This window comes from Vallitaleaceae bacterium 9-2 (assembly GCA_038396585.1).
Classification (GTDB): domain Bacteria; phylum Bacillota; class Clostridia; order Lachnospirales; family Vallitaleaceae; genus UBA1351.
Map to the genome: position 1 here is coordinate 350417 of CP121691.1, position 25842 is coordinate 376258.

Sequence of the window (25842 nt, forward strand, 5' to 3'; positions counted from 1 at the left end):
ATTTTGACACATATACATACATACGTATGTATCAAGAATGGAAAGGGAGACAAATATGAAAACATCTAGAATGCAAGATATTAATGGTAAAGTTTATTCCAATAACATTTCTGAAATCTGCCAAATACCGATAGGTGGGGTATCTCAGTATTTGATGATACGTGGTCAAGATAGTGCAAAACCTGTATTGTTATTTGTTCACGGTGGTCCAGGGCAAGCAGAAATAGGTTATATTAGAAATTACCAAAAGGATTTAGAAAAACACTTTGTCGTTGTGAGGTGGGATCAAAGAGGTGCAGGAATGTCTTATTCTAAAAAAATCTCTAAGGATACATTCAATATAGAAACATTTATCTCTGATTTGAACGAAGTCACGGATTACTTGATTGGGAAATTAAATTGTGGAAAAATCATCTTAGCAGGTCATTCATGGGGTACAATCATTGCAACTTATGCAGTAAAAAATAATCCCAACAAATATTCAGCATATATTGGAATTGGGCAGCATGTTAATTCTGAGGAAGCGGAAAAAATAGCATACCAATACACAAAAGAACAAGCGATTTATCAACATAATAAAAAAGTGATTGGTATGCTTGAACAAATAGGAAAACCACCATATTCCCCTAAAGAAATGTACATACGTGCAGTTTGTCAGGCAAAAATAGGTGGCGTTTTCAGGACGAAGCCAACTAAAAGTATGGGCATGTCATTAATCCTCTCTAAAGAGTATTCGTTGCGTCATAAAATCCACTATCAAAAGGCATGTCTATTATCAGCAAATCTGTTAGTTGATGAAATAAGCAAGGTGAATTTATTAGATATGGTGAAAAGATTGGAGGTACCAGTTCTTTTTATTGCGGGTAGATATGATTATATAACACCAACCATTTTAGTTGAGCAATTTTATAAAAAGTTAGATGCGCCTATGAAAGAACTAATAATTTTTAAAAATTCTGCACACTTACCTCAACTTGAAGAGGTTGAACAGTTTGTTGAAATTTTAGCTAATTCAAAACTAATTCATGGAGAACATTAATTGGGAGGAATTTATGAAACAAGAGTGTTGGTTATTATCAGAAGTTTAGCTTCAAATTCTTGAAACCATATATTTTACAGGTTTTCTAGTTGCTTTCAAAAATGTCACAAGTTCGGTGCATTTTCGTTTGTTTTATGCCACCATTGTATAAAACTGGAGTAATGAAAATGAGAAAGAATTATTTTGCAAAGATAGTAAAATATATGAAGAAAGCAGCGTTGTATTATCCACGATAGGTCAAGGTGTAAAATTGGTTGTGGATTACGAATAGTTAAGACTAGGTGAAGATCACGCCACTAAAGATGAAGGAGAACTAACAGCAACAAAAAGATTGATAAAAAGCGTATCAGAGAATCATAAATCATTAATAGATGTTATTTGGGGAGGGGGAAGTTCTCCCCAATTTTAGCGGAATTGATGAAGTGGAAAGTAAAAAATGATGGAAAGTAAAGATGTGTGAGATAGTAAGGTGATTTTAGTTTCAAAAGCTAAAGTTCTACTTATGTAGCTCACTTTTTTTATATTTGTAATCAACAAGGTTCCCATTGACCAATCCATACTTGCTTTGAATAATTGTATTGTCTGCGATATAGTTTTCCGTCAATCGATTTATAACGCCATTCAATAATGTCTGCAAATGAGTTCTGGATTTCTTAAGTTGTAGCAAAAAAATCATGATTGATATATATACCATAACGTGCTGCTTCATATTTTCTTTAACAACCTCATTTGCGAAGGCCATATCCTTTTCAATAAGACAATATTTGAGGAAATATAAAGCCTCACGTAAGTTATCTTTATCAAGTGTCGCTACGTAGGTTTGCCAGTGTTGTGGTAACAGCTTGTAAAAGCCACTATATTTTAAAGCCCGTAGACGTTTGGCTATGGTATTTATGAAATCTATCCAATGAGTATACTTCTTATCTTTTTCAAAGGAACGTACATGCTTCGTGATTTCACGGTAATGCAAGTCATAGATAACAAGTTCATTGGCGTAGAATTTAACAATAACGTGTTCACCAACGTGTTGGGGTGAAACAGAGTATTCATTAGAATCAACTTTGATATGACCGTTTTTATATACTCTGTATTTTACTTCCTTTGAATAATCAAAGGGAGTAAGGTTGGTATCATGCATTAGCTTTTTTTCCTGAATTAGAAGCGATGCTAATGTTGATGCATGTATTTTATAATGATAACGCTGATTATCTTTATCACAACGTTTTAAAAGATGTTGATTGTAATCATTGATATCATTAATAACCGGTTCAGGTATGAATAGATTGTTTCTGAAGTAACCGACTTTGTTTTCGACAGATCCTTTTTCATTCCCTGAATAAGGATTACAAAAGACAATGTCAAAACCATGATGAACAGCAAAGGCATGAAACCTCGGATTAGGAATAACATTTCCGTTGACATCTTTCTGCCGTAGGCAGGCAGCTGCCATCTGGTCAAACCAGATGCGTTTGGGTACTTTTCCGATATGTTCAAAGATTTTTTCCATACTTTGGCAAACGGCTTCCATGGTTTCACTGAAGGTAACTTGGCAAAACCCAGCATTGCTTGCCGGAAAAGTCATTACGAACTCGTGGGCTTTGATGAGTTTGCCGTCTTTATAGACATCAATCTCACCAAAATCAACTTGAGCTTCACCACCTGGATGATTAAGGTCTAAGAAGCATTCTTTTTCGGTATAAATATTGGCTTTTTCCTCAGCAACAATGTATCGCATGGTTCTTTCGGTTACAAGGCATAAATCAGGCACTTCTTGAATGGCTCTATCGTAGATACGTTTTGCCGTATGACGTTGTTTCTTACGTTTATTCTTGTCCTCCAGAAGAATCTGACGGACAAAGGGTCTAATCAGATCCGACTTACGCTCCTTAGTTCGTGCGTATTTTGGAGGGTTAAAATCCTCCATTTCAAGGTGTTTAGTGATGGTGTTTCTGGCATGATTTGTACGTTTATGGATTTCTTCTACAGAAAGTCCTTTATCAAAGTACAGTTTTCGTATATAATCTATTTGAGTAATTGTCAGCACGTCCTCTCGCTCTTTCCAAGTATGTGGTGTACTTAAAAGGATATTTGATTGTGAATGTACTGGCAATTACTTTTTAATTTGTTTTGCCGAAATATTCAAATCTATTTTACCAAAAACAGGCGGTGTGCTGTATACTATTAGAGATAATCAAATACAACCATATAATCAATATTTATCAGATTTATATAAAGTTAATAGACTACGAAAAAGTGGTGCGCATACTGGTGTACTTAGAAAAACTGATGCAGATGAAATAAGGGGAATCTTTTTTGATAACAGTTTACTAGATTTACTTAGATAGATTATTGTGTAAACGACTACCAAAGTGGGGCTAAAAGTTCAAGAAATGGAGCTGCCGCCAAGGAACCACCAGCTAGCTATTTGTATTAGTGGAATTTCACTATTATATAAGAAAGTCTGAAAAAGTTAAGAAGCTATTGATATGGGGCAGTATTTAAAATGTCATAATAAAAAGAACCGGTTGGATCATAGTGAAAGGTTAAATTATGAGTAAAAAGTATTCATTAAGTTCATATAGAGGTAATAATCTTATAGAACCAATAACAGAGGAGCAAACGGCTTTCTTCTTTGTGTCCGAAAGTATTAAAAAACAGATTTGTAAATTACAAAGTCTCATAAAAGAGGATGCGTATGGTTGCTATTTAATATCGGGTATGAAAGGTATTGGAAAAACAAGTTTTATTAACACTACTTTATCAAACTTAGAAAATCCAATATTCAAAAAATCTTATGTTACAATCAAATTAAAATCCACTCGTGTGACTGATGTTGATAAATTATTCTTACTACTGATTAAAGAGTTGCTACTTGTTTCAGCTAATAAAAATAGCAATATAAATGTTTTTTATAACAATATAAGAAAAATAGAACTTGTTTGTTCTGGAAACTTGCAAATTCATTTGGAAGGAGAGGTTGCAACTGTACTTAATGGAGGAGTTTCAAGTTCTTTTACAAAAGAAGAACAAGTTGGAGTTGATGTAACTGGAGCATTTAAATTCCCATTAATTGGGAAATTAATACGTGGACAAAAAAGTAACAATTTTGCTAAGACTGAATCAAAATTAAATACGAAAAGTAAAATTGAATGCGATATGCGAGAAGATCCACATGAATTATTTAGAGAATTATTAAATGAGTTTGAAAGTTTGGGTATCAGATTAATTTTTGTTTTTGATGAAGTAGACAAGTGTAGAGCAACGTTTTTAGATGAAATATTTAATGAATATAAAGATTTATTAACTAATTTCAAGATTTTCAGTATATTCCTAACAGATGAAAAAATGTATAAAGCTTACTTGCAATCAAAAGACAGTTTAATATTTACTTATTTTATAAAAGCTTTCTATTTATCAAATATGTCATATGAAGAAACACTAAGGTATTGTTTTGGACAACATTGTGAGGAAGAGTTATGTAATGCTGATGCACTTTATTATATTTCTCTTGGAAATACAAGAATAATAAATATAAATTATAAAACACATTATAAACTTGATTTACATGATTCTGCAGGTATTGCTTTATTATATAAGGCAAGATTGTTTCATCACATAGTAGAGAGCATTCGATATGAATTAGATTTTGATGATATAAAAATGTTTAAAATAGATATGCTCAAAATGGAGGTTAAACAACTTATCGAATTTCTCTTTGATATAAAAGAATGTGATATAACTACAGCTACTGATTATTTTGATAATATCAGAAAAAACAATTATCCTAGGGCAAACGAAATATTAGAATGTATTAGAAATTATAAAGATAGCTTGGAACTGAAAATGGTTAAATTCCAGAATGATAGAATAATCATAGAGTATGATAAAAGTATGCATTTACATAATTCGGGGGAGAGCCTAATTGTACATGATTATAATTCAAATAAAGAGCTAACAGAAAATAATAGAATAGGAATCAAAAGCTTTTACCCTTTTTATGAGAGATGGATGGATATTTACACAAACGGTGCAGGTGGTGAAATTCATCTGGTTAAGTTAGGGGATAATGAGCCGGCGGCATATGAAGAAGCGATGGAGCATTTAATAATTTCAAATTGTTTTAATATTAATAAAATAATTTGGCTAAAAAGAGTACGAGATGGAGGAAAAACATGGTATACAGATGAAGAGTATTCACTTTTGGTTATAATTGATTCTGGCATAGGTAGAAGATATGCTTTTTACAATGAGGCTGGGTCATACTCAAGTGAAGAAAGCAGGCGTATTACCGATTTGCTAAAAAAGATAAAGGATTTAGGCATGAATTATACTGAAAAAACTTTTTCTAATGGAGAAACTTCTGAGCAAGTTTTACAACAGATTACAGCCAGTTTAGATGAGTTTTAAGCTTTCTTTATTCCATACAACTGATAACAATTAGTTCTTAATATACCCTCCGCCAAGGAATCAACAGCTACCTATGACATCTTTATTGTCTACTCAAGGCATGTGGAATCCATAATCCTATTGAATCGGAAAAACAGCTAAGAATGACTAGAAAGTAATATGCAATAATTAAGATTTAGCAATATATAGGATGATGATGATTATGAAGATGTTTATTCGTATAATAAAAGCTTTTCTTGTATTTATACTGTTAGTAATAATCAGCAATGCTGAGATTTGGATTAAGCTGAATCCTGCGACGGTTGCGAATAAAACTTCTATTTTGATGTTTTCATTAATATCTGTACTATGTATGTTAATAGGATTTATTATTACTATTGATGCTGAAAAACTTATATCAAATAAAAGAGTTAAAATAGATAAAACAATATTAATTCTTTCAATTATTATTATAGTTATCTCTTTGATTCCAACCCCGTGGTTGTTTATTTATGTACCCTATCTTACAAGTGATGGTATTTTAAAGATTTTTTTAAAAATAATAGAAACTACAAGGGGCGTTACAGTATTGAGTGTTATTGGTGGTGTTTTATTATCTAGGTCAATACAACCAAGAATAAACAGCGAAAACTTGGATGGAAAATTGAATGACTAGCAGATTATAGGTCGTTCAAAAATTGGCAATATCTTGAACTAAGGGGGCCTGGGAAACATACAATAAAGTCACTGTATTCTTATGAGAAAAAAATTGGCCGTTATTGATCATCGCATACGTGAGACTTCTAGTGAAAAAATTGAAGGAAGTAATCTTTGAACCGAAGTTTAAATACGACTATCTGAAAAAGTTGTACGCATACTCGTGCAAGAAGAAGGCGGAATGGTTTAGAAGACCTAAAAGAATAAATACAGTTCCTACAAGAGTAAAATAGCCCCAGATGAATTTAAGGCATTGAATGTACAGAGGACATTCAATGCCTTTTATGTTCACGGAAATATGGAAAGTTGCAACGCTGTAACCTTTGATTTTAGTGAAGTTTAAGTGAATTTGTGACTGCTTTAGTTTCAGTAAAAATAGCGAAAATCAGCACAAAAAAGACAAAGGTATTGTTGTTTGATATAATGATAATGCGTTAAAAAACTTGTTATAGGAGTAGGGGGTATTTATGAATTACTTTCAACTAATTCAAAGCTTCAACCAGCAATTGATTCAGAATATTAATGAGGATATATCGATTGATGACTTGATTGCAGATCAATATATTTCAAAATATCACTTTTATAGAATATTTAAGGCTATAATGGGATTCTCAGTAGGAGATTACATATTAAGGATTCGAATCTATTATGCTGCCAAGATATAGTAAAGAGTTCAAAGACAACATCATTAAGCAAATGTTACCCCCCATTAGTAAATCCGTTTCCGATATTCATAAAGAAACCGGTGTATCAGAACAATCACTGTACAAATGGAAAAAGCAACTTAAAGCTGACGGAAAAGCCACTCCATCCGGAAAATCTACTTCCGAAGACTGGTCTTCAGAAGATAAATTCATGATTGTTCTTGAAACAGCTCGTATGAATGAGGCAGAATTAGCAGCCTATTGTCGCCAAAAAGGCTTATACATTGAGCAAATCAAAGATTGGAAAGATGCCTGTTTGAGTGCCAACGGCGGTGTTGCTCAAGAAGCTAAACAACTTAAACAAGAAGTTAGCAACTCGAAAAAAGAAATCAACAAACTCAACAAAGACCTTCGTCGTAAAGAAGCAGCTTTAGCTGAAACAGCTGCTTTATTGGTACTTAGAAAAAAGGCCGATGCGATCTGGGGGGACAAAGAGGACGAATGATTCCGGCTTCAGATCGCAAATCAGCTATTAAACTGATTGATGAAGCAATAGCAAGTGGTGCAAGACAGTATACAGCATGTGCTGAATTAAATATCCACGAGCGAACTTACACAAGATGGAAAAATCCGACTACTCCCTTAGAAGATCAACGTCCACTAACTATTCGTCCAGAACCTCATAACAAGATAGCACCAGAAGTACATCAAGAAATCTTGACGGTATCCAACTCTGATCATTATAAAGGTTTATCGCCACATCAAATCGTTCCAAAGTTACTCGATGAAGAAGAACGTTATATTGCTTCCGAATCAACGATGTACCGTGTTTTAAGAAAAGCTGATATGATTCATCATCGTGGCAGGACAAAGTCGCCGGAACGAAGAAAAGCATCAACGCACAAGGCAACCGGCCCCAACCAAGTATGGATGTGGGACATCACCTGGCTTCCGGGTGCTGTTAAAGGCTTTTATTTCTATCTCTATCTTATCTTAGACTTATATAGCCGAAAGATAGTAGGATGGGAAATCTGGCCGGAAGAATCTTCTGAAAATGCAAGTGTTCTTGTGAAGAAAACGGTACTATCAGAAGGTTGTTCGGTAAGAAGCGAACCACTCGTATTGCATTCAGACAATGGTAGCCCGATGAAAGGTGCTTCATTGCTTGAAACATTAAACAAACTGGGGATTACATCCTCAAAAAGCAGACCCAGAGTCAGCAATGATAATCCATATGCTGAGTCCGTTTTTCGAACCTGTAAATATCGTCCCGGTTATCCTTATAAAGGTTTTGAAACTATTGAAGGTGCACGTGAATGGGTACTCAAATTTGTAAGGTATTACAATCACGAACATCGCCATAGCGGAATCAAACACTTAACGCCGATTCAACGCCATAATGGATTAGAGGATCAGATTTTAAGTAAGAGAACGGCTATTTATGAAGCTATGAAACAAAAATATCCCGAACGATGGTCACGAAACATAAGAGACTGGTTTCTAGATAAAACTGTTTGGTTAAATCCATCTTCGGATGAGGAAAATGTACAATTGACCGAAGCAAAATAAATATTAGGAAAAGTGACAATAACCTTGACATCTACCGCTTGATTGAAGGTGTAAGGTTTAATTTCGATGAAGTTATTTATCGAATATGTCATATTATTGATAGCGATGTTCAACCATCTACGTTTAAAGAATTTATCGGAGTAGCTATTGATTTCCATAGTTTTAATAATGATACGATTGATTTGCCTATGGGTATGATGTGTCTAGAGATGAGGGAAGGTAATTGGATTAAATACGCCCATAAAGGTGCTATTTTGGAGGAGTCTAAGGAACATATCGTGGACACATACACTTACTATTGTAAACATCGATTTGCATTTTCTTCATTCAAATTAACGAAGAGTCGCTTCTTCGAGGTCTATGATATGAAGTATTTCTTTGGAATCAATCATCCTAAAACGCAAATAGATTTGTACTTTGAAGTAGAAAGCAAATAGCAATAGGCGTCAAAATAAAACATGATTTAGATGATAAGATAGATTCATATTTAATTGGCAATTATAAGTCATTAAGGTAGTTTTATTATAGGAGGTAGATCGATGTGCACGTCAATAAAATTAAGAAAAAATAGTGAAATTATATTAGGACAGAATTATGATTTTTATTATGGACATGGTCTTATACTGACAAATAATCCATTTGTCAGTAAAGCAGCCTTAACAGAAGAATGTTCAATAGAAAATCTATTTACCGAAGAAAATAGAGGGGGTAGGTGGAAATCAAAATACGGGAGTGTGACGTTTAATCAATTTGGAAGAGAGCTTCCAACGTGTGGCATTAATGAAGCTGGACTGAGCATAACATCGATGTGGCATAACTCAGTTCAAAAGCCAAGTGTTGCATTGGAAAAACCTTTAATTTCTGAATTACAGTGGATACAAATGCAGCTAGATCTATATGCCACTATTGAGGAAGTCGAAAGTGGGTTATCCCAATATGCCTATTTTGTATCTATGTATCCCATGCATTATCATATAGTAGATAGAACAGGCGAATCAGCAATTGTTGAAATGATAAATGGGAAACTTCAAGTGATAAAAGATACGGATATTACAGCTTGTGGGAATGCAGGAATAAATGAGTCTATTGAATACGTTAAAAGGCAGCAAATTAAAAGACCTAAAGACATTCCATTGGTAGAACCAATATTAGATCGTGTTACAAAGGCTATAGCCATGTCGAATGAATTTAATAAATCGGATACAGATAAAGATATCCGGTTAAAAGCATTTGAGATATTAGATTGCGTTGCATTGAATGTTGGATTCAATGATTTGTTTCGCTGGATTGGAAAGAGAATACCACCATCGCGAACCTTTTTACAAATAGTGTTTGATTTGACAAATATGAAGGTTATCTTTAAGTCTTTAGTCAAAAAGAATAGTACGTATAGAGAATTGTCGATAAAAGATATAAATTTTTTAGAGACAGAATCTGTACTCGTATATGATGTTGACCAATTAGGTGAAGGCTCTATTTTGAATCAAATGGAGACTTACACAAAAAAGGCAAATGAAAAAATAGTTAGGAAAACCTACATGCCGGTTATAAAAGATTTTCCTATTGAGGTACAGGAGGAAATCATATGTTTTCCAGAGTTGTATTTGAGTGAAAAAAATAAACAAAACCAAAATACTATGTAAGTAAAAGGCGTAAGATTAAATTCTATTTGGCTAATTGTACGTGTAAGCGGTATAATAAATATATAGAATACACGCATAAGAATGAAAGTTGATGAATATCTGAAAGGAGACCTGCTATGAAAAATAAGCTTCCGATACTCCTAATAATCATTGTAGGTATTGGCATCTACTATTTCTTAACCGTACTATATAGACCGGAAGATAATTCGCTGTATTATGGTGAAGCAATTGGTAACAACTATACAATTCAAGCAACAGCTAGCGGCACTTTAGAGGAATTATACATTGATGAAGGGGATAAGGTACAAGCAAGGGATTTGATTGCAATAATCAATCATGATAACTTGGACCAAGAGCTTATCCAAGCAGATACGGCTATAGCATCGGCCATGTTGACTTTAGAACAAGTCCAAGCACCTGCCAGAGAAGAGAATCTCTCAATATTAGAAGATTCTGTAGATACATATGCAACAAACAATGCCATGGTTTATCAATCTGTTCAAGCTGCAAAAGCAGCCAAAACTGCTGCAGAGCTTGCATTAGAACAAGCTCAAGTGACATATGACCGATTATATGAACAGTATGCGTCTGTACGTCAACTTTACCAAGAAGGGGTAGTGGCTAAGACAGAGTTACAGGACGTGGAATCAGAAATAGAGTATGCACAGCTTAATATTGAAAAATGGGAGCAAAATATTCAGCAGTCTCAAGCGGAAATTAACCGTTTGAGCCAACAATATGCGTTAAACCGAATCGGTGAAGATAGTGCTAAACAGAACTTATCCATAGCTCAAAACGGTGGTGATCAGTTTGCAATAGATTCTGCCCGTTTAGCTTTAGATAAAGCACTGCAAAATAAAGACGCATTAGAAATCCAGTTAAAAGATTATGCGGTTCATAGTTATCATTTTGGCCAGATAGAATCTATTAACTATGACGTGGGAGAATTTGTAACAATAGGGGCTATTCTAGCGACATATTATAATCCTAATGAACTCCACATGAACCTCTATGTGAATGAAGAAGATTTAAGTCTTATATCAGTAGGGCAATTATTGCCTTTAACCCTTACGTCTACCGGTGCAACTTACACCGGACAAATCCAAACCATTGGTCATGAAGCGATGTATACACCCATGAATATCGTAACGGAACAAGACTATCAGCGGCTTGTCTTTAGGGTCGATGTTAAAATTCTTGAGAGTGAAAGCATTCGACCGGGGATGCTCTTATCAGTAGGTTTGGAAGGTGATTTTATTGACTGATTTTATTGTTGACATTAAGGGGTTGGACAAACGATTCGGAGACATTCATGCAGTAAAAAATATTAGTTTTTCTATAAAAAAAGGAGAAATATTTGGTCTCTTAGGTCCAAACGGTTCAGGTAAATCAACGACCATTCGAATGTTATGTGGTGTTATTACTCCTAGTTCCGGACAAGGGACCCTTTTTGGTTATGATTTGAAAAAAGATATTGAAGCGATAAAAAACAATATCGGATATATGTCCCAGCAATTTGGTCTATATGGTGATTTAACGGTTAAAGAAAATTTGACTTTTTACGGTCGTATATTTGGAATGCGTAAGCAAGCGATTGCTAATGAAACCAAGCGCTTGATTCAATTAGCAGAGATAAGCGGAAAAGAAGACGCCTTGGCTAAAACCCTCTCAGGTGGGCAAAAGCAACGTTTGGCCTTATCTTGTGCCCTTATCCATCATCCAAAGCTTCTTGTTTTAGATGAGCCAACAGCCGGCGTTGATCCTGTATCGAGAAGACAGTTTTGGAAAACCATAGTAGAGTTATCCGCTCAAGGTGTAACGGTGTTTATTACCACCCATTATATGGATGAAGCAGAAGTATGTGACCGCATCGGATTCATATATGGTGGTGAGCTAATCGATATTGACACACCCAAAGCCTTCTATGAAAAGTCAGGTTTTGATAATTTAGAAGATGTTTTTATTGCCCATGAACTTTCTGACCAAGACATTAACCAATTGATGTCTTATAAAGAAATGAAATCATCACTCAGAGATAAAAAAAAGGGGGAGTAATCCATGTCCAACTTCCGATTTTATCGCATGCTCACGGTAACAAAAAAAGAGTTTATACATATAAAAAGAGATAAACCCAGTATGATTATCTCTTTTATCTTGCCGATTATGATGTTGATGATTTTTGGCTTTGCCGTTAATACGGATGTAACGGATGTTGAATTAGGTATCTATGACCCGTCAGGCACCTACGAAAGCAAGATGCTCATTGATGCGTTTATACATGCGGATTATTTTATTGATACCATGCGGTTAACATCTGTCGGTCGCTTAGAAGAAGCGATTGAAAAAGGGGATATTAAGGTCGGCTTAATTTTACCCAAAGATTTTGCTACGTCCATTTTGCGAGGAGAAGAGGCAAATATTCAAATTCTTGTCGATGGTTCAGATCCTACCATTGCAAGAACAGCCATACAATATGCCCTTCTCATTAGCAACCATTATAATCTAAATCTTAAGACGTCGATACGTCAAGCCGGTGTTAAAGCTTCCCCCATGGTTTTATATAACCCCACACTTGAAAGTGCCAAGTTTAATATCCCGGGTGTTGTCGGGCTAATTCTTCAAAATATCACCATTATTCTAACCGCCTTAGCCATGGTAAGGGAGAAGGAACTTGGAACCATTGAACAGCTTATTATGACTCCGGTGACGTCCTTTGAACTCATTATGGGAAAATTGATTCCTTATATCATCATTGGTATATATGACTTTGTCATTGTTATGATATTAAGTCGGCTGGTGTTTGGCGTCTTGGTTGCCGGAAGCTTTTTAGAACTGTCTTTATTGGGACTCATCTTTTTAATTGGGGCCTTATCCATGGGCATGCTAGTCTCGACTATAGCAAAAAACCAAGGACAAGCCATACAGGCAACTTTGGCATTTCTATTGCCTAGTGTCCTCTTATCGGGATTTATGTTTCCAAGACAATCCATGCCTCGATTTATTCAATATATCAGTGCTACATTTCCGATTACACATTTTCTGATTATTTTGCGGGGCATCATTATTAAAGGTGTTTCTATCACTTATTTATGGTCGGCAACAGTGGCTATGCTCTGCATCATTTTTGTACTTATTGGAATCACAACAGTAAGCTTTAATAAAAGATTGGATTAATCATCATCGTGCTCGTCATCGTCGTCATACATATCATCATCGTATTCGTCATACATATCGTCATCTATTACAAGATTATCAGATAAGGAATGTTCCTCATATTCCTGAACGTGGTCAAGGCTACGTTCAAGCATAATAATGGCCATTTCATCGGTAGCGACTAGTTGGGGTGAAAAATGATGTTCATCCGTTCCTTTTATGATTTGATAGTGATGTGTAAAATGAACAGCTTCTTTTGCCCAATCGGAGATGCTATCCATATCATCATAAGGCGTTTGTTCACTTTGTATGGTCATATCCCCATATACAGCGGTGAGAGTTCGATAGATAAAGGTTGCTATTTCTTGACGCGTAACAAGGCCATCCGGATTAAAATGTCCGTTACCGATACCAGAGGTTATGCCTAATGCATAGGACTTTAATACATTTTCATCTTGAGTATCCGTAAATGGGGAAGCAAAATCCAGTGGAACTATTTCGCCGGTTTCCATTTCATAGAAATGGACGGCAAGGGTAGCATATTCTAATCGGGTCAGAGGGCTACTTAAATCGCCTGTTAAAGTTTCAGGTATCAGTCCTTGTTCTAATGCGTCTTCTAGTTCAGACTCTGCCCAGGCTGAATAATTATTGAGAGAAGATATATTATCGACCACAGGGTCAGGTGTCGGAATAGGTGTTGGCTCGGGCACTGGCTCAGGAGTTGGAACAGGCTCAGGTTTTGGGGCAGGAGTTGATGTAGCAGCTGAGACCACATCAACGGAAGGAATTAGTTCAGGGACAAGTTTCGAGGGCAAAGCGCTTAATGTAAGACTAAGTATAAAAGCAAAGGTTAATAGAATTTTTTTCATAAAGAAGCCTCCTTTTCATATATTCATATTATAGCATATGTAACATTTGTACACGTAATTTATTATTTGTGATATGATACATACAGCGTTTTCTAGAAATTATACAAAATCTGGAGGAATACATAATGGCAAAAAACAATAAAACAAATGCAATGCGCATTTTAGACCGATATAAGATTCAATATGAGGTGCATGAATATACTGTTGTCGATGGTAAGACAGATGGCGTGACAGTAGCAACAACAGTAGGTATAGATCCTGCAATTGTCTTTAAGACCTTGGTTACCAAAGGCAATAGTGGAGATTATTACGTGTATGTTGTACCGGTAGGTGAATCCCTTGATTTAAAAAAAGCCGCCAAGGCAGCTGGAGAAAAAAAGGTTGAGATGATTGCGCAAAAAGACTTGCTCAAAACAACGGGTTATATCCATGGAGGGTGTTCTCCTATAGGAATGAAGAAAAGCTTTAAAACCTTTATTCATGTAAGTGCATCCCATAGTGGGCGAATTGTATGTAGTGGAGGGCGTATTGGGATGCAGGTTGATTTATTACTTGAAGACCTGATGAAAGTGGTTGAGAGTGAATTGGTGGATATAGTAAAGGAAAGAAAAGAGGAAGTGCAGTGAAAAAAAAATCGGTAAAAAAAATAGTCCTCGGGCTCATCGTATTTTTTGTTTTACTAGGCTTTGGAGCCATTATTTATGTCAATGATTATTATGCGGCTAGTGACTATGTAGAGGTTCTTATGGAAGAAAATAATTCAAGAATCACTAGACAAGGGCAATATATATCTATACAACCGCAAGGCATATCGGATGAGAAGGTGGGGATGATCTTTTATCCTGGTGGAAAAGTGGAAGCAATTGCTTATATGCCTCTTTTACTGCAATTGGCAGATCGAGGAATAAGATCAGTTTTAGTTGAAATGCCGGGAAACTTAGCTGTCTTAGATATGAATGCGGCCAATGATGTCTTTGGTATGTATGAAGATATTGACCAGTGGTATATTGCAGGTCATTCTCTTGGCGGAGCTATGGCTAGTCAATATATGGAGAAAAATCATCAAAAAGTGCAAGGAATGATTTTGCTTGGAGCGTATCCTGTCAATAATGCGCCCGTTGATTCCTTAGTAATATATGGAACCCATGACTTGCTTTTGGATCTTGAACAAATAAAAAGAGCTGATGAAATCTATGAAATAAAAGACGGTAACCATGCTTATTTTGGTGATTACGGAGAGCAAGAAGATGATGGAAAAGCAAAGATTAGTCATGAGCAACAACAAAAAGAAACCGTTAATCGTATAATGGAGTTTATTGAGAGATAGCAATTAAGGAGGCGTTATGAAATTTCAAGGTTTAGTAATTGGAGCAGTGGCTTTTCTAATTATTGGGATTTTTCATCCCATTGTTATTAAAACGGAATATTATATGGGTAAAAAAGCATGGCCACTTTTTTTAATTGTAGGTTTGGCATTAATTGTTGCTTCCTTGTTTGTGGATAGTATAGTGATAGCTTCTATTTTAGGTATTACTGGTTTTTCTTCTCTTTGGAGTATCCATGAACTTATCGAACAAGAGGAACGTGTTCGCAAGGGCTGGTTCCCGAGCAATCCAAATAATAAAAGATAAGTGCGCTAAAATAAAAGATTTATTATTTTGTTTGAAGAATAACAGGACTATGTTATAATGTGAGTTGTAATTAAAATAGAATGATGTAAAAAGACATCTAGAAAAGACAAGGGAGACTATTTTTATGAAGTTTAGAAGAATGAAAAGAATGATTAGCATTTTATTAGTTACTATTTTAACAATGAGTGTTTTTGCAGGATGTGCCAGAGAAGAATTATCTTTTTATAATTTGTACAAAGACCTGAATGAATTAGTGCTTTCAAAGCCGGTACGTAGTGAAGGAAAAGTTTCTTTTTCTTTGGATACACTTCCACAAGAAATGCTTGAAAGTGGTATGGACGATTCAGAAATAGAAGTTATTAATGCTGTTATAGCGTTTACTAATGATAATAGTTTTGTATATACTATGGACTCCGATGTTAAAAACAACAAAACGGTAGCCCAATTTGACTTGAGTTCAAATAACGCTGACGAATCTATTCCTTTAATGACAGTGATAAGAAATGTGGATACAACATATGTAAAGTTAGATGATTATATTCAGGCGATAAAGGATGTATTTTCAAGTTTTGTAACAGAAGAAGAAATGATACAATTGAATGATGAGTTTGATTCGGTGTTTGGCGGTATAGAATATATCAGTATATCCGATGAGGAATTGATTACATTTTATGCTAATTTACTTGGTTCTACTTCAGGAAGTTCAGTAGAAGGTGAGTTAATAGCTGAACAGTTCAAAGGGCAGTTAGATGCTGGTGCAAGACAAAAACAATCAGAAGCATATTCACGTTTTGTTGATCAGATGCTTGAAGAAGTATATAGCGACTATTCCATGGATATCGTTGAAAAAGAAGATGATAAATATTCCATAACGTTTGATGCGGATAATCTTGGAGATACAGTTATTGGATTTTTGGATTACAGTTTAGAAAATAGCGAAGACTTAGTCGATGCTATATCAGAATATATACTTGAATTAAGCGATGAAGAATATAGTCTCTTAGTCGGTGTGTATGCAATGGATATGATGAACAAAGAACTTTTGGTTGATGAGCTCAAAGATGCTTCAGAAGACTTTATTGATAATAAAGACCAATACAAAGATGACTTAGAAGAAGCCTTAGTTTTATATAATAGTATGATGAAAGCATATATTGAAGGGTCTATGTTGACATTTACAATAGGCGAGGAAGATGATGTTTTCACACGTGACACAATGCTTAAAGTGCAAGTGAATGATATCGTCGATGAAAGTGTGACCTTTGATGCAACGATGACAATCAATGAATCATTTGAAGAGATCGATTCATTTGATGTAGAAGTACCGACAGATAATGTAGTTACATTTACTGAGTATTTGGATCGAATGCCAAAGTCAATGCAAATCTATGTTGATTATGATATGTATGTAATGATGAATATTAGCCAAGGTCAACTTAGTGACACCGGATTAATAGATACAATTATTAAAGACGGGTCCTCATATTTACCGACACGAATGATTGCAGAAAAATTTGGTGAAACCATTGAATGGGATAATGAAGTGAAAAAACCTTATCTTCTTAGAGATGGAGAAAAGCTTTATATTAATGAATTCATAATTGAAGACGGTGTGTCTTATGTGAAGGTTAGAGAATTTGAAAACTTTGGTTATACCATTGGTTGGGATGGCGATGCAAGGTTAATAACGATTGAAAAATAAATAGTATAAAGATAGAAGCACCGCTACTTAGTTATGATCTGATGAGTAGTGGTGCTTTTTTAATCTAGTGGGAAAGTCCTGCTAATAGCAAAATTCGTTTTTTAGTTTTCGGTTTCATTTTGTAATCGGAAAACTGCCGGAAACACCTGGAACAAATCCGTTCAAGAATACGTCAAATGTATATAACAGTGATAGATAAAAGAGTGTAAACAAAGGAGGAAAGTATATGTTAACAAAAAAAATAAGTCTTCCACTTGCTTTGATGATATTATTAACAGGGATTCAGGTACCTATAAACGGACAAGAATTTTTTAGCGATATTCAGGATCACGTCTATCAAGAGGCAATCCAACAGTTATATATGGAAGGGTATGTGGAAGGTGTAGGCAATGGTATGTACAGGCCGGATGATTTCTTAACCAATGCACAGGCGATTCAACTGGCAGTGAATGTTTTTGACCTTAACTTAGACCGCTTCCGTTTTATAAAAGAGCCGTTGGCAAGCGATTATTTTTTAGAAGCGGATAATGATGCCTGGTATGCCAAAGCTTTTGTCATTATCGGAGCCAATGGTGTGGCGGTTGATAGGGCACTCAAGCCAAATGAACCGATACGTCCCATGGAGTTTGAACGATTATTTAGGCTAGAAGGTGGACCTCAAGTAGACGAGCTGATAGAGCCTGATAGTCCTTTAAAGCGTGGGGAAGCGGCGATGATTTTAGTCCAATCCTTAGATTACTTAAAAGCGGAAGGGCATATTGTGGAAAAAGAAAAAGCCTTTGATGCGTCCTTAGATGCGAAGGTGGGAAGTGATAGCGTCGAATTTATATTTGATATCCATAATCAAACTGAATCCGATCAGGTCATTACATTTAGTTCAAGTCAAACGTTTGACTTCAATGTCTATAATAGTGATGGCGACCAGGTTTATAATTGGGCAAGTGTTCGAAGCTTCTTGACGGTAATCACGGATGTGGATATTGAAAAAGAAGGGTATGTTCGCTATGAAACCCCTTGGGACTATACAGATGCTTCAGGACAAAAACTTCCTGCAGGCGCCTATAAAGTAGTCTTTACCAGTCAGTTTAAGTTTGGGGAAGAACCGATAGAACTATCGAGTGAAGTTCTTATCGATATTCCATAGATTGAAGTTAATAAAAGAAAATGCCTATAAATAAAAAAAACCGGGGATGCAGTAAGGACCATATACTGCATCTTCGGTTTTTTTTCTCTAGAAAACACTCCTGGCGTGAAGATAATCTCTCCAAGGATAATGGGGATTAGCCTTTTTGTTTTAGCGTTTCTTTATTAGGAAATAATGGGACAGTTTGGTTGGCAAGAGTTGTTAAAGCTTCAAATTCTTCATCGCTTAAGCTTAGTCCCTTGCGTTCAATTTCAACAGCCCATTTAAAAGCTTCAAAATTTCCGGGAGGGATAATAATGTCTACACCCTGGGAGACAGAATAGCTGACGGCTTTACGCGCAAGCTCAAAATCCTCGATAGGGTGATACCAAGCTTTGGGGTGATTAACATCATCGGAGGCTTTATGCTCACATAGGGCCATGGATTTGATACCGATTACGGTCATGTTTTTTTCTTTGGCCTTTCGAAGGACATGCATGCCATAGCCGTTTTTAATCATGGACACAAAATTAAAGGGAAACATAATTGAATCAAAATCATAACGGTCCATCAAGGCAAGTGCGGCTTCGGTAGAATGTGCGCTAAACCCGATACGTTTGATGACACCTTCTTTTTTAGCCTTTTCAAATACCTTAAAGGCACCAGTGGGGCCAAAGATCGTATCGACATCTTCTAAGTTATAAACGGCATGCAATTGATATAAATCAAGATAATCGGTTCGTAGATTTTTTAGCGACTGTTCAAGGAGGCGTTGAGCTCCTACTTGGGTTCGGTCTTCTGTTTTGCACGCCAAAAAAACGTCTTTTCGATAGGGTTCAAGTGCGGGGCCGAGCCGGCTTTCTGCATTGCCGTAAGTCGGGGCTACATCAAAATAATTAACGCCCATGTCTACTGCTTCGCGAACAAAGTGATTGGCCTCTTCTTGTGTTTCGTCCATAACGATGATACCGCCAAAGGCAATGCGTGATAATTCGATTCCATCAAAACCATTAATTTTTTGCATAGACTTTCCTCCTTAAAAATATGTGTATACGTTGATTATAACAGAAGCAACTTCATCACTCAATTCACCGAAAAATTTGCTATAATGAATATATGAAAAACTACTTGTTAAGAGAAGGAGAGCAATAGTAAAGGAATAGAGTGAGAAAGGTGGGGGTTAAGTGGAAAATAAAGGCTTAGATAAATTGGTGAAAGCGATTCAACAATATAGCGAACTCGATGCGAAGTTGCTACGAAAAATGGTGGACCATATTCCGGTTGAGACGTTTGCAAGGGGAACGATGCTCATAGAACAAGGCCAAATACCAAAAAGATGCTATTTTGTTCTTGACGGATGTGCTAGAAAATTTTCGATTGATGAAGAGGGAAAAGAGGTCACCTCAGAATTTTTCACAGAAAATCAAAGTATTGCCTTATTTCCAAATGATGAACATAGTCGGTCGGACTACTTTGTAGAATGTCTTGAAGAATCGGTGATGATTGTTGGGGAACTGAGTCAACAAGAAAGCGCGATGGCAAAATATCCTGAATTTGAGTCCATTGTGTTAAAAATGATGGAAGCCGGTATGGGGAACCTCCAGGATACCTTTGCAGCCTTTATACGTATGACACCAGAAGAAAGGGTCAAAGATATGATGCAAAAAAGGCCGGACTTATTGACGCGAGTCCCCCAGCATCAGCTGGCAAGTTATCTAGGGATGACGCCGGAATCTTTAAGTAGGATTAAAGGACGTCTGGGGCTTAGGCATCTAAAGGCTGTAGATTGATTATTTTACCGCCGCGAACGAGAAGCCAAACACCAAAGGAAAGTTCGCCGATGGTCATGGGTATAGCCAGTACCATTTCCAATGAAGCCGCAAGGGCTTCTGCCTGGGGGATGAAGTTCTCAAGTCCGTGAATTAAACTATATCCGCTACCGGCAAGGATAAGAAGGAGTCCAAAGACCTTGGGAATATTGGGGGCGTATAAGCTGCCAAGACCTGTTATGATCAGATGAAAACCGAGGATAAAAAGGCCCATAGACCAAAACACTAAAAAACGATCCATGGCATAAGTGAATAGAAAAATAATCGCGACAGCTAAGAACAAGGAGTAAATTAACCGTAGTAATCCGGAAGCAATGGCATAGTGCGGGTGGATGGGTTTTAAGAAACGGTAAAACCCGTAGGAAACGATAAGGTCAGAGATTAAGATAAGGCACCAGGCAGCTACACCGGAAAAAAATAGTGGTCTAAGGGCGAGAATGTTGTTGACCGTTTGGGAGAGATTGTTGGGAACATAAAAGTGGTTAAAAACAAATCCATAGGCATAGCCTGCAGCTAATGCCATGATGATTAGGGAGAGACCGGATAGCTTGCTCCAAAAACGTATAGGGTTTGTTGAATGATTTTTCATATGTGTTGCTCCTTTCATAATTAAGTATAGACACATTATGACAGAAATGATGATACGAGGCATTGATTTAAGTCAATGCCTCGCATCATTTAAAGCGCATACAAACAACAGGGAACTAGCTTTCCTTGATAGTGGGCGAATGGACGATTGACAACAGTATGCCAACAATCTATACTGAAAAAAGAAATAATGATATAAAATCTCAAATAAAGAAAAATTTATAATAAAGAGGATTTAATTAATGAATAGAATAATTGTTTTAGATATAAAATTTAAATTTGGTGATGTTGAAGACACAATTCATCCAACGGTATTAATAGATGAGCAGAATATGGTTTTAATTGATTGTGGATATACAGGGTTTCTTCCTGCTATAGAGAAGGCGATGAAAGAGCACAATCTTTATTGCGAGGATTTGACTCATGTGCTAATTACACACCAAGATCATGATCACATGGGCGCATTATATAAACTAAAACAGAAGTATCCAAACATACAGGTAGTTGCAAGTAAAAAAGAATCAAGGTATATTTCAGGTAAACAAAAATCTCTGCGGTTGGAACAAGCAGAGGCCATGCAGGCCCAATTGCCTCAAGAACAAAAAGCTTTTGGAGCGGAGTTTTGTAATATATTAAAAAATGTACAACCGGTTGAGGTGGATTTGGAAGTAGTTGATGGAGAGCTTTTTGATTGGTGTGGGGGATGTACGATAATAGGAACACCAGGCCACACGCCAGGTCACGTCTCAATCTTTGTAAATCAGAAAAAAGTTATGATTACAGGGGACGCTGCAGCTTTAGAAAATGGGACGTTGGTAATCGCAAATCCTCAATATACATTAGATATAGATGAGGCTGAGGCATCGCTACGTAAAATCCTGACATATGAAGCAAAAGAAATTATCTGCTATCATGGAGGGGTCTTAATACCTTAGACAATTCATTTTTTTAGGCTAAGTGGTGGGGCAGAAGATGCTTCACATCTTAGTCTTTTTATGTATCATAAAATGGAGTGAAAATAATGTTCGCTTGCTATTTAATGTGGTAGCTGATAGAATGAAAGTAATGTTAACCTTACTTTTGGAATAAAAAGGAGAAAAATGGACTCGTGAAAAACCGTATTAAAGAACTAAGAGAACAAAAAGGGATAACTCAAGAGCAACTTGGGCAGATAATCGGCACCTCAAGACAGGCAATCAATGCCATTGAGACAGAAAAGTTTGAGCCTTCGATCTGGATAGCATATGATATTGCAAAAGCGTTTGGATGTGCAATTGAGGACGTGTTTTTATTTGAAGAAAGCATTAAAAAATCACGTGCGGCAATAAGTAGGAGGTGTTCTAATGGCAATTCGTGAGATGCGCTTTGAGGGGGATGAAGTATTAACCAAGAGGTGTAGAGAAGTTGCGATAGTAGACGACCATATCCGTAGTATCTTGGACGATATGATGGATACACTTCACATAACGCCTAATGGTGCAGCATTAGCAGCCAATCAAGTAGGCATATTGCGTAGGCTGATCGTCATCGATTTTGATGATCAGTATCTAAAACTAGTGAATCCTAAAATTATTGGAAGCAGCGGTGTCCAAGAATGCATTGAAGGTTGCCTAAGTTATCCGGGACGTTTTGGAAAAACCATTCGACCGCAATCTGTTACGATTCAAGCACTTGATGAATATGGAGAAGAGCTGATGTTAACAGGTGAAGGAGAGATGGCAAAATGTTTTTGTCATGAAATAGAGCATTTAGATGGAAAAGTCTTTTTAGATAAGGTGATTGAGTATTATTCGAAAGAAGGTAATGAGTGACAAGGAACTATAAGGAGATCATATGGATAAAAATATTTCTTGGTTTATCAGTAAACAGATACAAAAGGCTATCGATGCATTGGAAAAAAATAATATGAAAGGGTTTTTTGTACAAGATGAACAGGAGCTATTAGAGCTCATAGACGAGCTTATTGAGGAGCATTCTGTTGTAGGAGTGGGTGATTCACTAACTTTAATAGAAACCGGAGTATTGGATTTTGTACGTAATGGAAACTATGTTTTCTTAGATAAATACGAAGAAGGAATTACAAGTGATGAGAAGAAGAAGCTTTATATACAGAACTTTTTGGCAGATACATTTTTGTGCAGTACCAATGCTTTAACCGAAGATGGAAAATTATACAATATTGATGGGAATGGAAGTAGAGTTGCCCCTATGATTTATGGACCCAAGCAAGTAATTATTGTAGCTGGTATCAACAAATTGGTGCGAAACATAGAAGATGCGGAAAAAAGAGTAAGAAACTATGCAGCGCCCATTGATGCAAAGAGATTGAACAAAGATACACCCTGTACGAAATTGGGACATTGTGTGGATTGCAAAAGTCCAAATCGTATCTGCAATGACTTTGTTACTATAACCGGGCAATTTGTAAAGGATAGGATAAAGGTTATTATCGTGGCAAAAGCATTAGGGTATTAATATTCGACAAATAGGGAGTGTGATAACATGAATGTTTTTCTCATGGATAGAAAAATGATTGATATGCTCTGTGCAAAGTCTGTAAGTATGAGGCTGGCGACAATTTGCACAGAGAAAGAGATATAGTCGCTTTTGACAGATAATTTCATACATATACAGGCTTTGTTTCCTTAGTAAAAATTAAATTAAGGAAGTGAGCTTTATGCGATATGTAAGAATCGACAAAATATTACCGGAGGATTTAGTTAAAGAGATTCAAAAATATATCCAAGGGGAATATGTGTACATCCCTTCTCCTGCTGACAAGAGAAAAAGATGGGGTGAAAAAACTAAGAGTCGAGAATATTTAAAAAAAAGAAATGAAAAGATTTTAAAGCAATATATAGCTGGGCAATCCATTCGACATCTAGCAGAAGAATTTTTTCTATCAGATAGCAGTATTAAGAAAATCGTATATAAAAAAGATAAGTAAGCAAAAGCTATCATGCATTTAATGTATGGTAGCTTTTGTATAAAAAATGATATAGAAAAAAGTATTATCTTTCTTAAAAAATCAAGAAGCCTTAATATAATAATGAAGAAATCGTATATAAAAAGGAGAAAAGATAATATGAATAAAAAAATAGCATTGATGCATTCAAAAAAATTAGCCAAAGTAGATTATGCATATGCAGGGCATACACCTTCAGGAATGGAATTGTTCTTTATGGCGGGAGCATGTCCTATTGATAAAAATGGGGAAGTACCTGACCAAAGCAATTATGAACTTCAGGCAAAGCTTTGCGTAGAGAACTTGAAGATAGCTCTAAAAGAGTGTGGAGCTAATTTGGAAGACGTAGCATATACTCGAGTTCTTGTAGCATCTGACGAACAATCAGATTTGGTAAGTGCATGGGAAACAATAAGAGCAGAATTTGGGCAACATGATGTCCCAAGCATCTTATTTGGAGTTACAGTATTAGGATATGCTAATCAATTAGTAGAAATTGAAGCTGTTGCAGCATTATCACCCAATAAAGTATAATTAGACCGTGTTCCAAAAGTTATGGTAATGGCAAGTGAAAAGGTCATTATTTTTTCAGAACTGTATTTGTTTGAAAATATGTATTGACAAAAAAGAAGTATAACCCTATAATATGAGCATACTCAATTATGAGTATACTCATATTATAGGAGGAGATATTATTTCAGGATTAAGAGAACAAAAGAAAATGATGACAAGAAAAAAAATTCTTGATGTTTCTAAAAATCTATTTGAAAAAAAAGGTTTTAAAAATGTTAAAACATCAGAAATAGCTAAACTAGCCGAGATAGGTGAAGGAACGTTGTTTAACTATTTTAAGTCAAAAAGTGAGCTTTTTATTGCTGCTTTATTTGAAGATGTAGCCTCTGTCAAATATAAAAACGATGTGGTTGACCTCAATTCAAAAGAAGAAATCATTGAAGAGATTTGTCGTATCATTGAATTTTATGTGAAAAATGCAAAAGAAATTCATCGGACATTATTACGGGAATATTATTCAATTATTTATGATGCTACAGATGTAGACTCTAAAAGTAGCCGACAAAGCTACATGGATGCAGATCAAATTATTGCGGATAATTTGGATGCTTTATTTAGAGCATTGATAGAAAAAGAAAAAATCAGTCCACAATTTGATGTTCAAACGGCCGTCAAATGTATATATGGATGCTCAATCACTGTTTTTAATGAATTTGTCTATAATGATTTAATGACATATGCGTTCATGATGAGAGAAGTGAAGAAACAAGTCGAATTTATCTTAGAGGGAAAACTATAAATGTATTGAGTAAAGGGAGAAAAAGATGAAAAATGACGTAATAATTAATTGGGAGTATTCTGGGAAAAAAGATTTTGTTAATGGCACAGGAGCCTATTTGGAAGAGAGAATACTAGGGTATGTGGGAAGTTTAATCATCCCATGTGTATTGGTCGTTCTTAATTTAAATGGTGAGCTTCAATGGAATATTTATCAGATTGTTATTGGAGTGCTACTTGGATTTGATTTGGGTGGAGGCATGATTAGTAACGCTTTGAACTCCGGGAAGCGGTTTTATCATACAGAAGCGAAACAAGACGAAGGTAAGTCGGGAAGAATCTTAAAAAACCATTTGTTATTCGCGGGTATTCATGTGCAACCTTTTGTTGTAGGTCTTGTATTTAATAATATGGATTGGTTATATGGTCTTTTATGGTATTTGATTTTTATGACGGCGGCAATCATTGTACACAAGACGCCATTATTTTTACAACGCCCCGTCTCCATGATGATGGTGTTATTAGCCGTTTTAATCAATACATTTCTCATTTTACCGATTGAAGGGTTTGGATGGTTTGTCCCTGTCCTTTTCTTAAAAATTATATATGGACACATGGTAAGAGAAGAGCCCTATCGAAAAAAATCTATAAATATGATACAATGAATCAATGCGAGAAGTAATGAATAAACACG

The 25842-nt window shown here is 35.7% G+C and carries 29 protein-coding genes; 25 read left to right on the top strand and 4 right to left on the bottom strand.

All coding sequences use genetic code 11. The features are described from left to right. Nucleotides 1–55 precede the first annotated feature (55 nt). Nucleotides 56–1039: an alpha/beta hydrolase gene (locus QBE53_01730; protein ID WZL81845.1), complete on the top strand. Its 984-nt coding sequence runs from the start codon at nucleotides 56–58 to the stop codon at nucleotides 1037–1039. 496 nt (nucleotides 1040–1535) lie between these two features. On the opposite strand, the gene istA is transcribed toward QBE53_01730, so the two are convergent. Continuing rightward, entirely contained in the window at nucleotides 1536–3083 is a 1548-nt protein-coding gene (gene istA / locus QBE53_01735) for an IS21 family transposase (GenBank protein ID WZL81846.1), read from the bottom strand. Between the two features lie 506 nt (nucleotides 3084–3589). On the opposite strand from istA, the gene QBE53_01740 reads away from it, so the two are divergent. The 10 genes from QBE53_01740 (at nucleotide 3590) to QBE53_01785 (ending at nucleotide 13172) form a co-directional block, all read left to right on the top strand. Further along, nucleotides 3590–5446, top strand: a complete 1857-nt coding sequence (locus QBE53_01740) for a P-loop NTPase fold protein (GenBank protein WZL81847.1) — start codon at nucleotides 3590–3592, stop codon at nucleotides 5444–5446. 202 nt (nucleotides 5447–5648) lie between these two features. Beyond that, on the top strand, nucleotides 5649–6101 hold the full coding sequence (locus QBE53_01745; protein ID WZL81848.1) for a hypothetical protein: 453 nt from the start codon (nucleotides 5649–5651) through the stop codon (nucleotides 6099–6101). A 508-nt stretch (nucleotides 6102–6609) separates the two neighbouring features. Next, nucleotides 6610–6807 carry an AraC family transcriptional regulator gene (locus QBE53_01750; protein WZL81849.1) on the top strand — a complete coding sequence of 66 codons (198 nt, stop codon included), beginning with the start codon at nucleotides 6610–6612 and terminating at the stop codon, nucleotides 6805–6807. Beyond that, nucleotides 6791–7291, top strand: coding sequence for a transposase (locus QBE53_01755; GenBank protein ID WZL81850.1), 501 nt, complete (start codon nucleotides 6791–6793; stop codon nucleotides 7289–7291). The genes QBE53_01750 and QBE53_01755 overlap by 17 nt, the downstream gene beginning before the upstream one ends. Continuing rightward, the gene (locus tag QBE53_01760) at nucleotides 7288–8355 is read left to right on the top strand and encodes an IS3 family transposase (protein WZL81851.1); all 1068 of its coding nucleotides are present in this window, start codon (nucleotides 7288–7290) and stop codon (nucleotides 8353–8355) included. The genes QBE53_01755 and QBE53_01760 overlap by 4 nt, the downstream gene beginning before the upstream one ends. 38 nt (nucleotides 8356–8393) lie before the next feature. Then, on the top strand, nucleotides 8394–8792 hold the full coding sequence (locus QBE53_01765; protein ID WZL81852.1) for a hypothetical protein: 399 nt from the start codon (nucleotides 8394–8396) through the stop codon (nucleotides 8790–8792). A gap of 102 nt (nucleotides 8793–8894) precedes the next feature. After that, nucleotides 8895–9998, top strand: a complete 1104-nt coding sequence (locus tag QBE53_01770) for a linear amide C-N hydrolase (GenBank protein WZL81853.1) — start codon at nucleotides 8895–8897, stop codon at nucleotides 9996–9998. 116 nt (nucleotides 9999–10114) lie between these two features. Beyond that, nucleotides 10115–11263, top strand: coding sequence for an HlyD family efflux transporter periplasmic adaptor subunit (locus tag QBE53_01775; GenBank protein ID WZL81854.1), 1149 nt, complete (start codon nucleotides 10115–10117; stop codon nucleotides 11261–11263). Next, a complete protein-coding gene (locus QBE53_01780; protein WZL81855.1) occupies nucleotides 11256–12053 on the top strand; it encodes an ABC transporter ATP-binding protein in 798 nt (265 codons plus the stop codon). Before QBE53_01775 ends, QBE53_01780 begins: the two co-directional genes overlap by 8 nt. A gap of 3 nt (nucleotides 12054–12056) precedes the next feature. Then, nucleotides 12057–13172 carry an ABC transporter permease gene (locus QBE53_01785; protein ID WZL81856.1) on the top strand — a complete coding sequence of 372 codons (1116 nt, stop codon included), beginning with the start codon at nucleotides 12057–12059 and terminating at the stop codon, nucleotides 13170–13172. Here QBE53_01785 and QBE53_01790 read toward each other — a convergent pair. Then, complete coding sequence (locus QBE53_01790; GenBank protein ID WZL81857.1) at nucleotides 13169–14020, bottom strand: S-layer homology domain-containing protein; 852 nt, start codon at nucleotides 14018–14020, stop codon at nucleotides 13169–13171. The two genes, QBE53_01785 and QBE53_01790, sit on opposite strands and share 4 nt — an antisense overlap. A 125-nt stretch (nucleotides 14021–14145) precedes the next feature. On the opposite strand from QBE53_01790, the gene ybaK reads away from it, so the two are divergent. The 5 genes from ybaK to QBE53_01815 all read left to right on the top strand — a co-directional run bounded on the left by ybaK (nucleotide 14146) and on the right by QBE53_01815 (nucleotide 18497). Continuing rightward, nucleotides 14146–14646 (top strand): Cys-tRNA(Pro) deacylase, encoded by a 501-nt coding sequence (ybaK, locus tag QBE53_01795; protein WZL81858.1) that lies wholly within the window; start codon nucleotides 14146–14148, stop codon nucleotides 14644–14646. Beyond that, nucleotides 14643–15347: an alpha/beta fold hydrolase gene (locus tag QBE53_01800; GenBank protein WZL81859.1), complete on the top strand. Its 705-nt coding sequence runs from the start codon at nucleotides 14643–14645 to the stop codon at nucleotides 15345–15347. Before ybaK ends, QBE53_01800 begins: the two co-directional genes overlap by 4 nt. Before the next feature lie 16 nt (nucleotides 15348–15363). Continuing rightward, nucleotides 15364–15651 (top strand): DUF4491 family protein, encoded by a 288-nt coding sequence (locus QBE53_01805; GenBank protein WZL81860.1) that lies wholly within the window; start codon nucleotides 15364–15366, stop codon nucleotides 15649–15651. A gap of 124 nt (nucleotides 15652–15775) precedes the next feature. Beyond that, the gene (locus QBE53_01810; GenBank protein ID WZL81861.1) at nucleotides 15776–17353 is read left to right on the top strand and encodes a hypothetical protein; all 1578 of its coding nucleotides are present in this window, start codon (nucleotides 15776–15778) and stop codon (nucleotides 17351–17353) included. A gap of 226 nt (nucleotides 17354–17579) precedes the next feature. Beyond that, nucleotides 17580–18497, top strand: coding sequence for a BsuPI-related putative proteinase inhibitor (locus QBE53_01815; GenBank protein ID WZL81862.1), 918 nt, complete (start codon nucleotides 17580–17582; stop codon nucleotides 18495–18497). Between the two features lie 136 nt (nucleotides 18498–18633). On the opposite strand, the gene QBE53_01820 is transcribed toward QBE53_01815, so the two are convergent. Further along, nucleotides 18634–19500: an aldo/keto reductase gene (locus tag QBE53_01820; protein WZL81863.1), complete on the bottom strand. Its 867-nt coding sequence runs from the start codon at nucleotides 19498–19500 to the stop codon at nucleotides 18634–18636. Between the two features lie 160 nt (nucleotides 19501–19660). On the opposite strand from QBE53_01820, the gene QBE53_01825 reads away from it, so the two are divergent. Further along, a complete protein-coding gene (locus QBE53_01825; GenBank protein ID WZL81864.1) occupies nucleotides 19661–20266 on the top strand; it encodes a Crp/Fnr family transcriptional regulator in 606 nt (201 codons plus the stop codon). On the opposite strand, the gene QBE53_01830 is transcribed toward QBE53_01825, so the two are convergent. Beyond that, a complete protein-coding gene (locus QBE53_01830) occupies nucleotides 20241–20894 on the bottom strand; it encodes a DUF4386 domain-containing protein (GenBank protein ID WZL81865.1) in 654 nt (217 codons plus the stop codon). The two genes, QBE53_01825 and QBE53_01830, sit on opposite strands and share 26 nt — an antisense overlap. Before the next feature lie 241 nt (nucleotides 20895–21135). Between QBE53_01830 and QBE53_01835 the strand changes: the two genes are divergently transcribed. From QBE53_01835 to QBE53_01870, 8 genes are all read left to right on the top strand, one after another. Further along, nucleotides 21136–21828: an MBL fold metallo-hydrolase gene (locus tag QBE53_01835; protein WZL81866.1), complete on the top strand. Its 693-nt coding sequence runs from the start codon at nucleotides 21136–21138 to the stop codon at nucleotides 21826–21828. A gap of 173 nt (nucleotides 21829–22001) precedes the next feature. Then, nucleotides 22002–22250 (top strand): helix-turn-helix transcriptional regulator, encoded by a 249-nt coding sequence (locus tag QBE53_01840; protein WZL81867.1) that lies wholly within the window; start codon nucleotides 22002–22004, stop codon nucleotides 22248–22250. Then, complete coding sequence (def, locus tag QBE53_01845; GenBank protein WZL81868.1) at nucleotides 22237–22704, top strand: peptide deformylase; 468 nt, start codon at nucleotides 22237–22239, stop codon at nucleotides 22702–22704. Before QBE53_01840 ends, def begins: the two co-directional genes overlap by 14 nt. 22 nt (nucleotides 22705–22726) lie before the next feature. Beyond that, on the top strand, nucleotides 22727–23368 hold the full coding sequence (locus QBE53_01850; protein ID WZL81869.1) for a lactate utilization protein: 642 nt from the start codon (nucleotides 22727–22729) through the stop codon (nucleotides 23366–23368). A 202-nt stretch (nucleotides 23369–23570) separates the two neighbouring features. Continuing rightward, entirely contained in the window at nucleotides 23571–23840 is a 270-nt protein-coding gene (locus tag QBE53_01855; GenBank protein WZL81870.1) for a CD3324 family protein, read from the top strand. A 138-nt stretch (nucleotides 23841–23978) separates the two neighbouring features. Next, on the top strand, nucleotides 23979–24392 hold the full coding sequence (locus QBE53_01860) for a RidA family protein (protein ID WZL81871.1): 414 nt from the start codon (nucleotides 23979–23981) through the stop codon (nucleotides 24390–24392). A 187-nt stretch (nucleotides 24393–24579) separates the two neighbouring features. Beyond that, entirely contained in the window at nucleotides 24580–25170 is a 591-nt protein-coding gene (locus QBE53_01865) for a TetR/AcrR family transcriptional regulator (GenBank protein ID WZL81872.1), read from the top strand. A gap of 25 nt (nucleotides 25171–25195) precedes the next feature. Further along, nucleotides 25196–25813: a hypothetical protein gene (locus QBE53_01870; protein ID WZL81873.1), complete on the top strand. Its 618-nt coding sequence runs from the start codon at nucleotides 25196–25198 to the stop codon at nucleotides 25811–25813. Nucleotides 25814–25842: the final 29 nt, after the last annotated feature.

Bases quoted from the DNA above. Each gene is read 5' to 3' on its own strand.
- QBE53_01730 (WZL81845.1), top strand. From the start codon at position 56: ATGAAAACATCTAGAATGCAAGATATTAATGGTAAAGTTTATTCCAAT.
- QBE53_01760 (WZL81851.1), top strand. From the start codon at position 7,288: ATGATTCCGGCTTCAGATCGCAAATCAGCTATTAAACTGATTGATGAA.
- QBE53_01770 (WZL81853.1), top strand. From the start codon at position 8,895: ATGTGCACGTCAATAAAATTAAGAAAAAATAGTGAAATTATATTAGGA.
- QBE53_01785 (WZL81856.1), top strand. From the start codon at position 12,057: ATGTCCAACTTCCGATTTTATCGCATGCTCACGGTAACAAAAAAAGAG.
- QBE53_01755 (WZL81850.1), top strand. From the start codon at position 6,791: ATGCTGCCAAGATATAGTAAAGAGTTCAAAGACAACATCATTAAGCAA.
- QBE53_01860 (WZL81871.1), top strand. From the start codon at position 23,979: ATGAATAAAAAAATAGCATTGATGCATTCAAAAAAATTAGCCAAAGTA.
- QBE53_01850 (WZL81869.1), top strand. From the start codon at position 22,727: ATGGATAAAAATATTTCTTGGTTTATCAGTAAACAGATACAAAAGGCT.
- def (WZL81868.1), top strand. From the start codon at position 22,237: ATGGCAATTCGTGAGATGCGCTTTGAGGGGGATGAAGTATTAACCAAG.
- QBE53_01815 (WZL81862.1), top strand. From the start codon at position 17,580: ATGTTAACAAAAAAAATAAGTCTTCCACTTGCTTTGATGATATTATTA.
- QBE53_01855 (WZL81870.1), top strand. From the start codon at position 23,571: ATGCGATATGTAAGAATCGACAAAATATTACCGGAGGATTTAGTTAAA.
- QBE53_01830 (WZL81865.1), bottom strand. From the start codon at position 20,894: ATGAAAAATCATTCAACAAACCCTATACGTTTTTGGAGCAAGCTATCC.
- QBE53_01835 (WZL81866.1), top strand. From the start codon at position 21,136: ATGAATAGAATAATTGTTTTAGATATAAAATTTAAATTTGGTGATGTT.
- QBE53_01750 (WZL81849.1), top strand. From the start codon at position 6,610: ATGAATTACTTTCAACTAATTCAAAGCTTCAACCAGCAATTGATTCAG.
- QBE53_01870 (WZL81873.1), top strand. From the start codon at position 25,196: ATGAAAAATGACGTAATAATTAATTGGGAGTATTCTGGGAAAAAAGAT.
- QBE53_01745 (WZL81848.1), top strand. From the start codon at position 5,649: ATGAAGATGTTTATTCGTATAATAAAAGCTTTTCTTGTATTTATACTG.
- QBE53_01810 (WZL81861.1), top strand. From the start codon at position 15,776: ATGAAGTTTAGAAGAATGAAAAGAATGATTAGCATTTTATTAGTTACT.
- QBE53_01775 (WZL81854.1), top strand. From the start codon at position 10,115: ATGAAAAATAAGCTTCCGATACTCCTAATAATCATTGTAGGTATTGGC.
- QBE53_01820 (WZL81863.1), bottom strand. From the start codon at position 19,500: ATGCAAAAAATTAATGGTTTTGATGGAATCGAATTATCACGCATTGCC.
- QBE53_01805 (WZL81860.1), top strand. From the start codon at position 15,364: ATGAAATTTCAAGGTTTAGTAATTGGAGCAGTGGCTTTTCTAATTATT.
- QBE53_01865 (WZL81872.1), top strand. From the start codon at position 24,580: ATGATGACAAGAAAAAAAATTCTTGATGTTTCTAAAAATCTATTTGAA.
- QBE53_01740 (WZL81847.1), top strand. From the start codon at position 3,590: ATGAGTAAAAAGTATTCATTAAGTTCATATAGAGGTAATAATCTTATA.
- ybaK (WZL81858.1), top strand. From the start codon at position 14,146: ATGGCAAAAAACAATAAAACAAATGCAATGCGCATTTTAGACCGATAT.
- QBE53_01790 (WZL81857.1), bottom strand. From the start codon at position 14,020: ATGAAAAAAATTCTATTAACCTTTGCTTTTATACTTAGTCTTACATTA.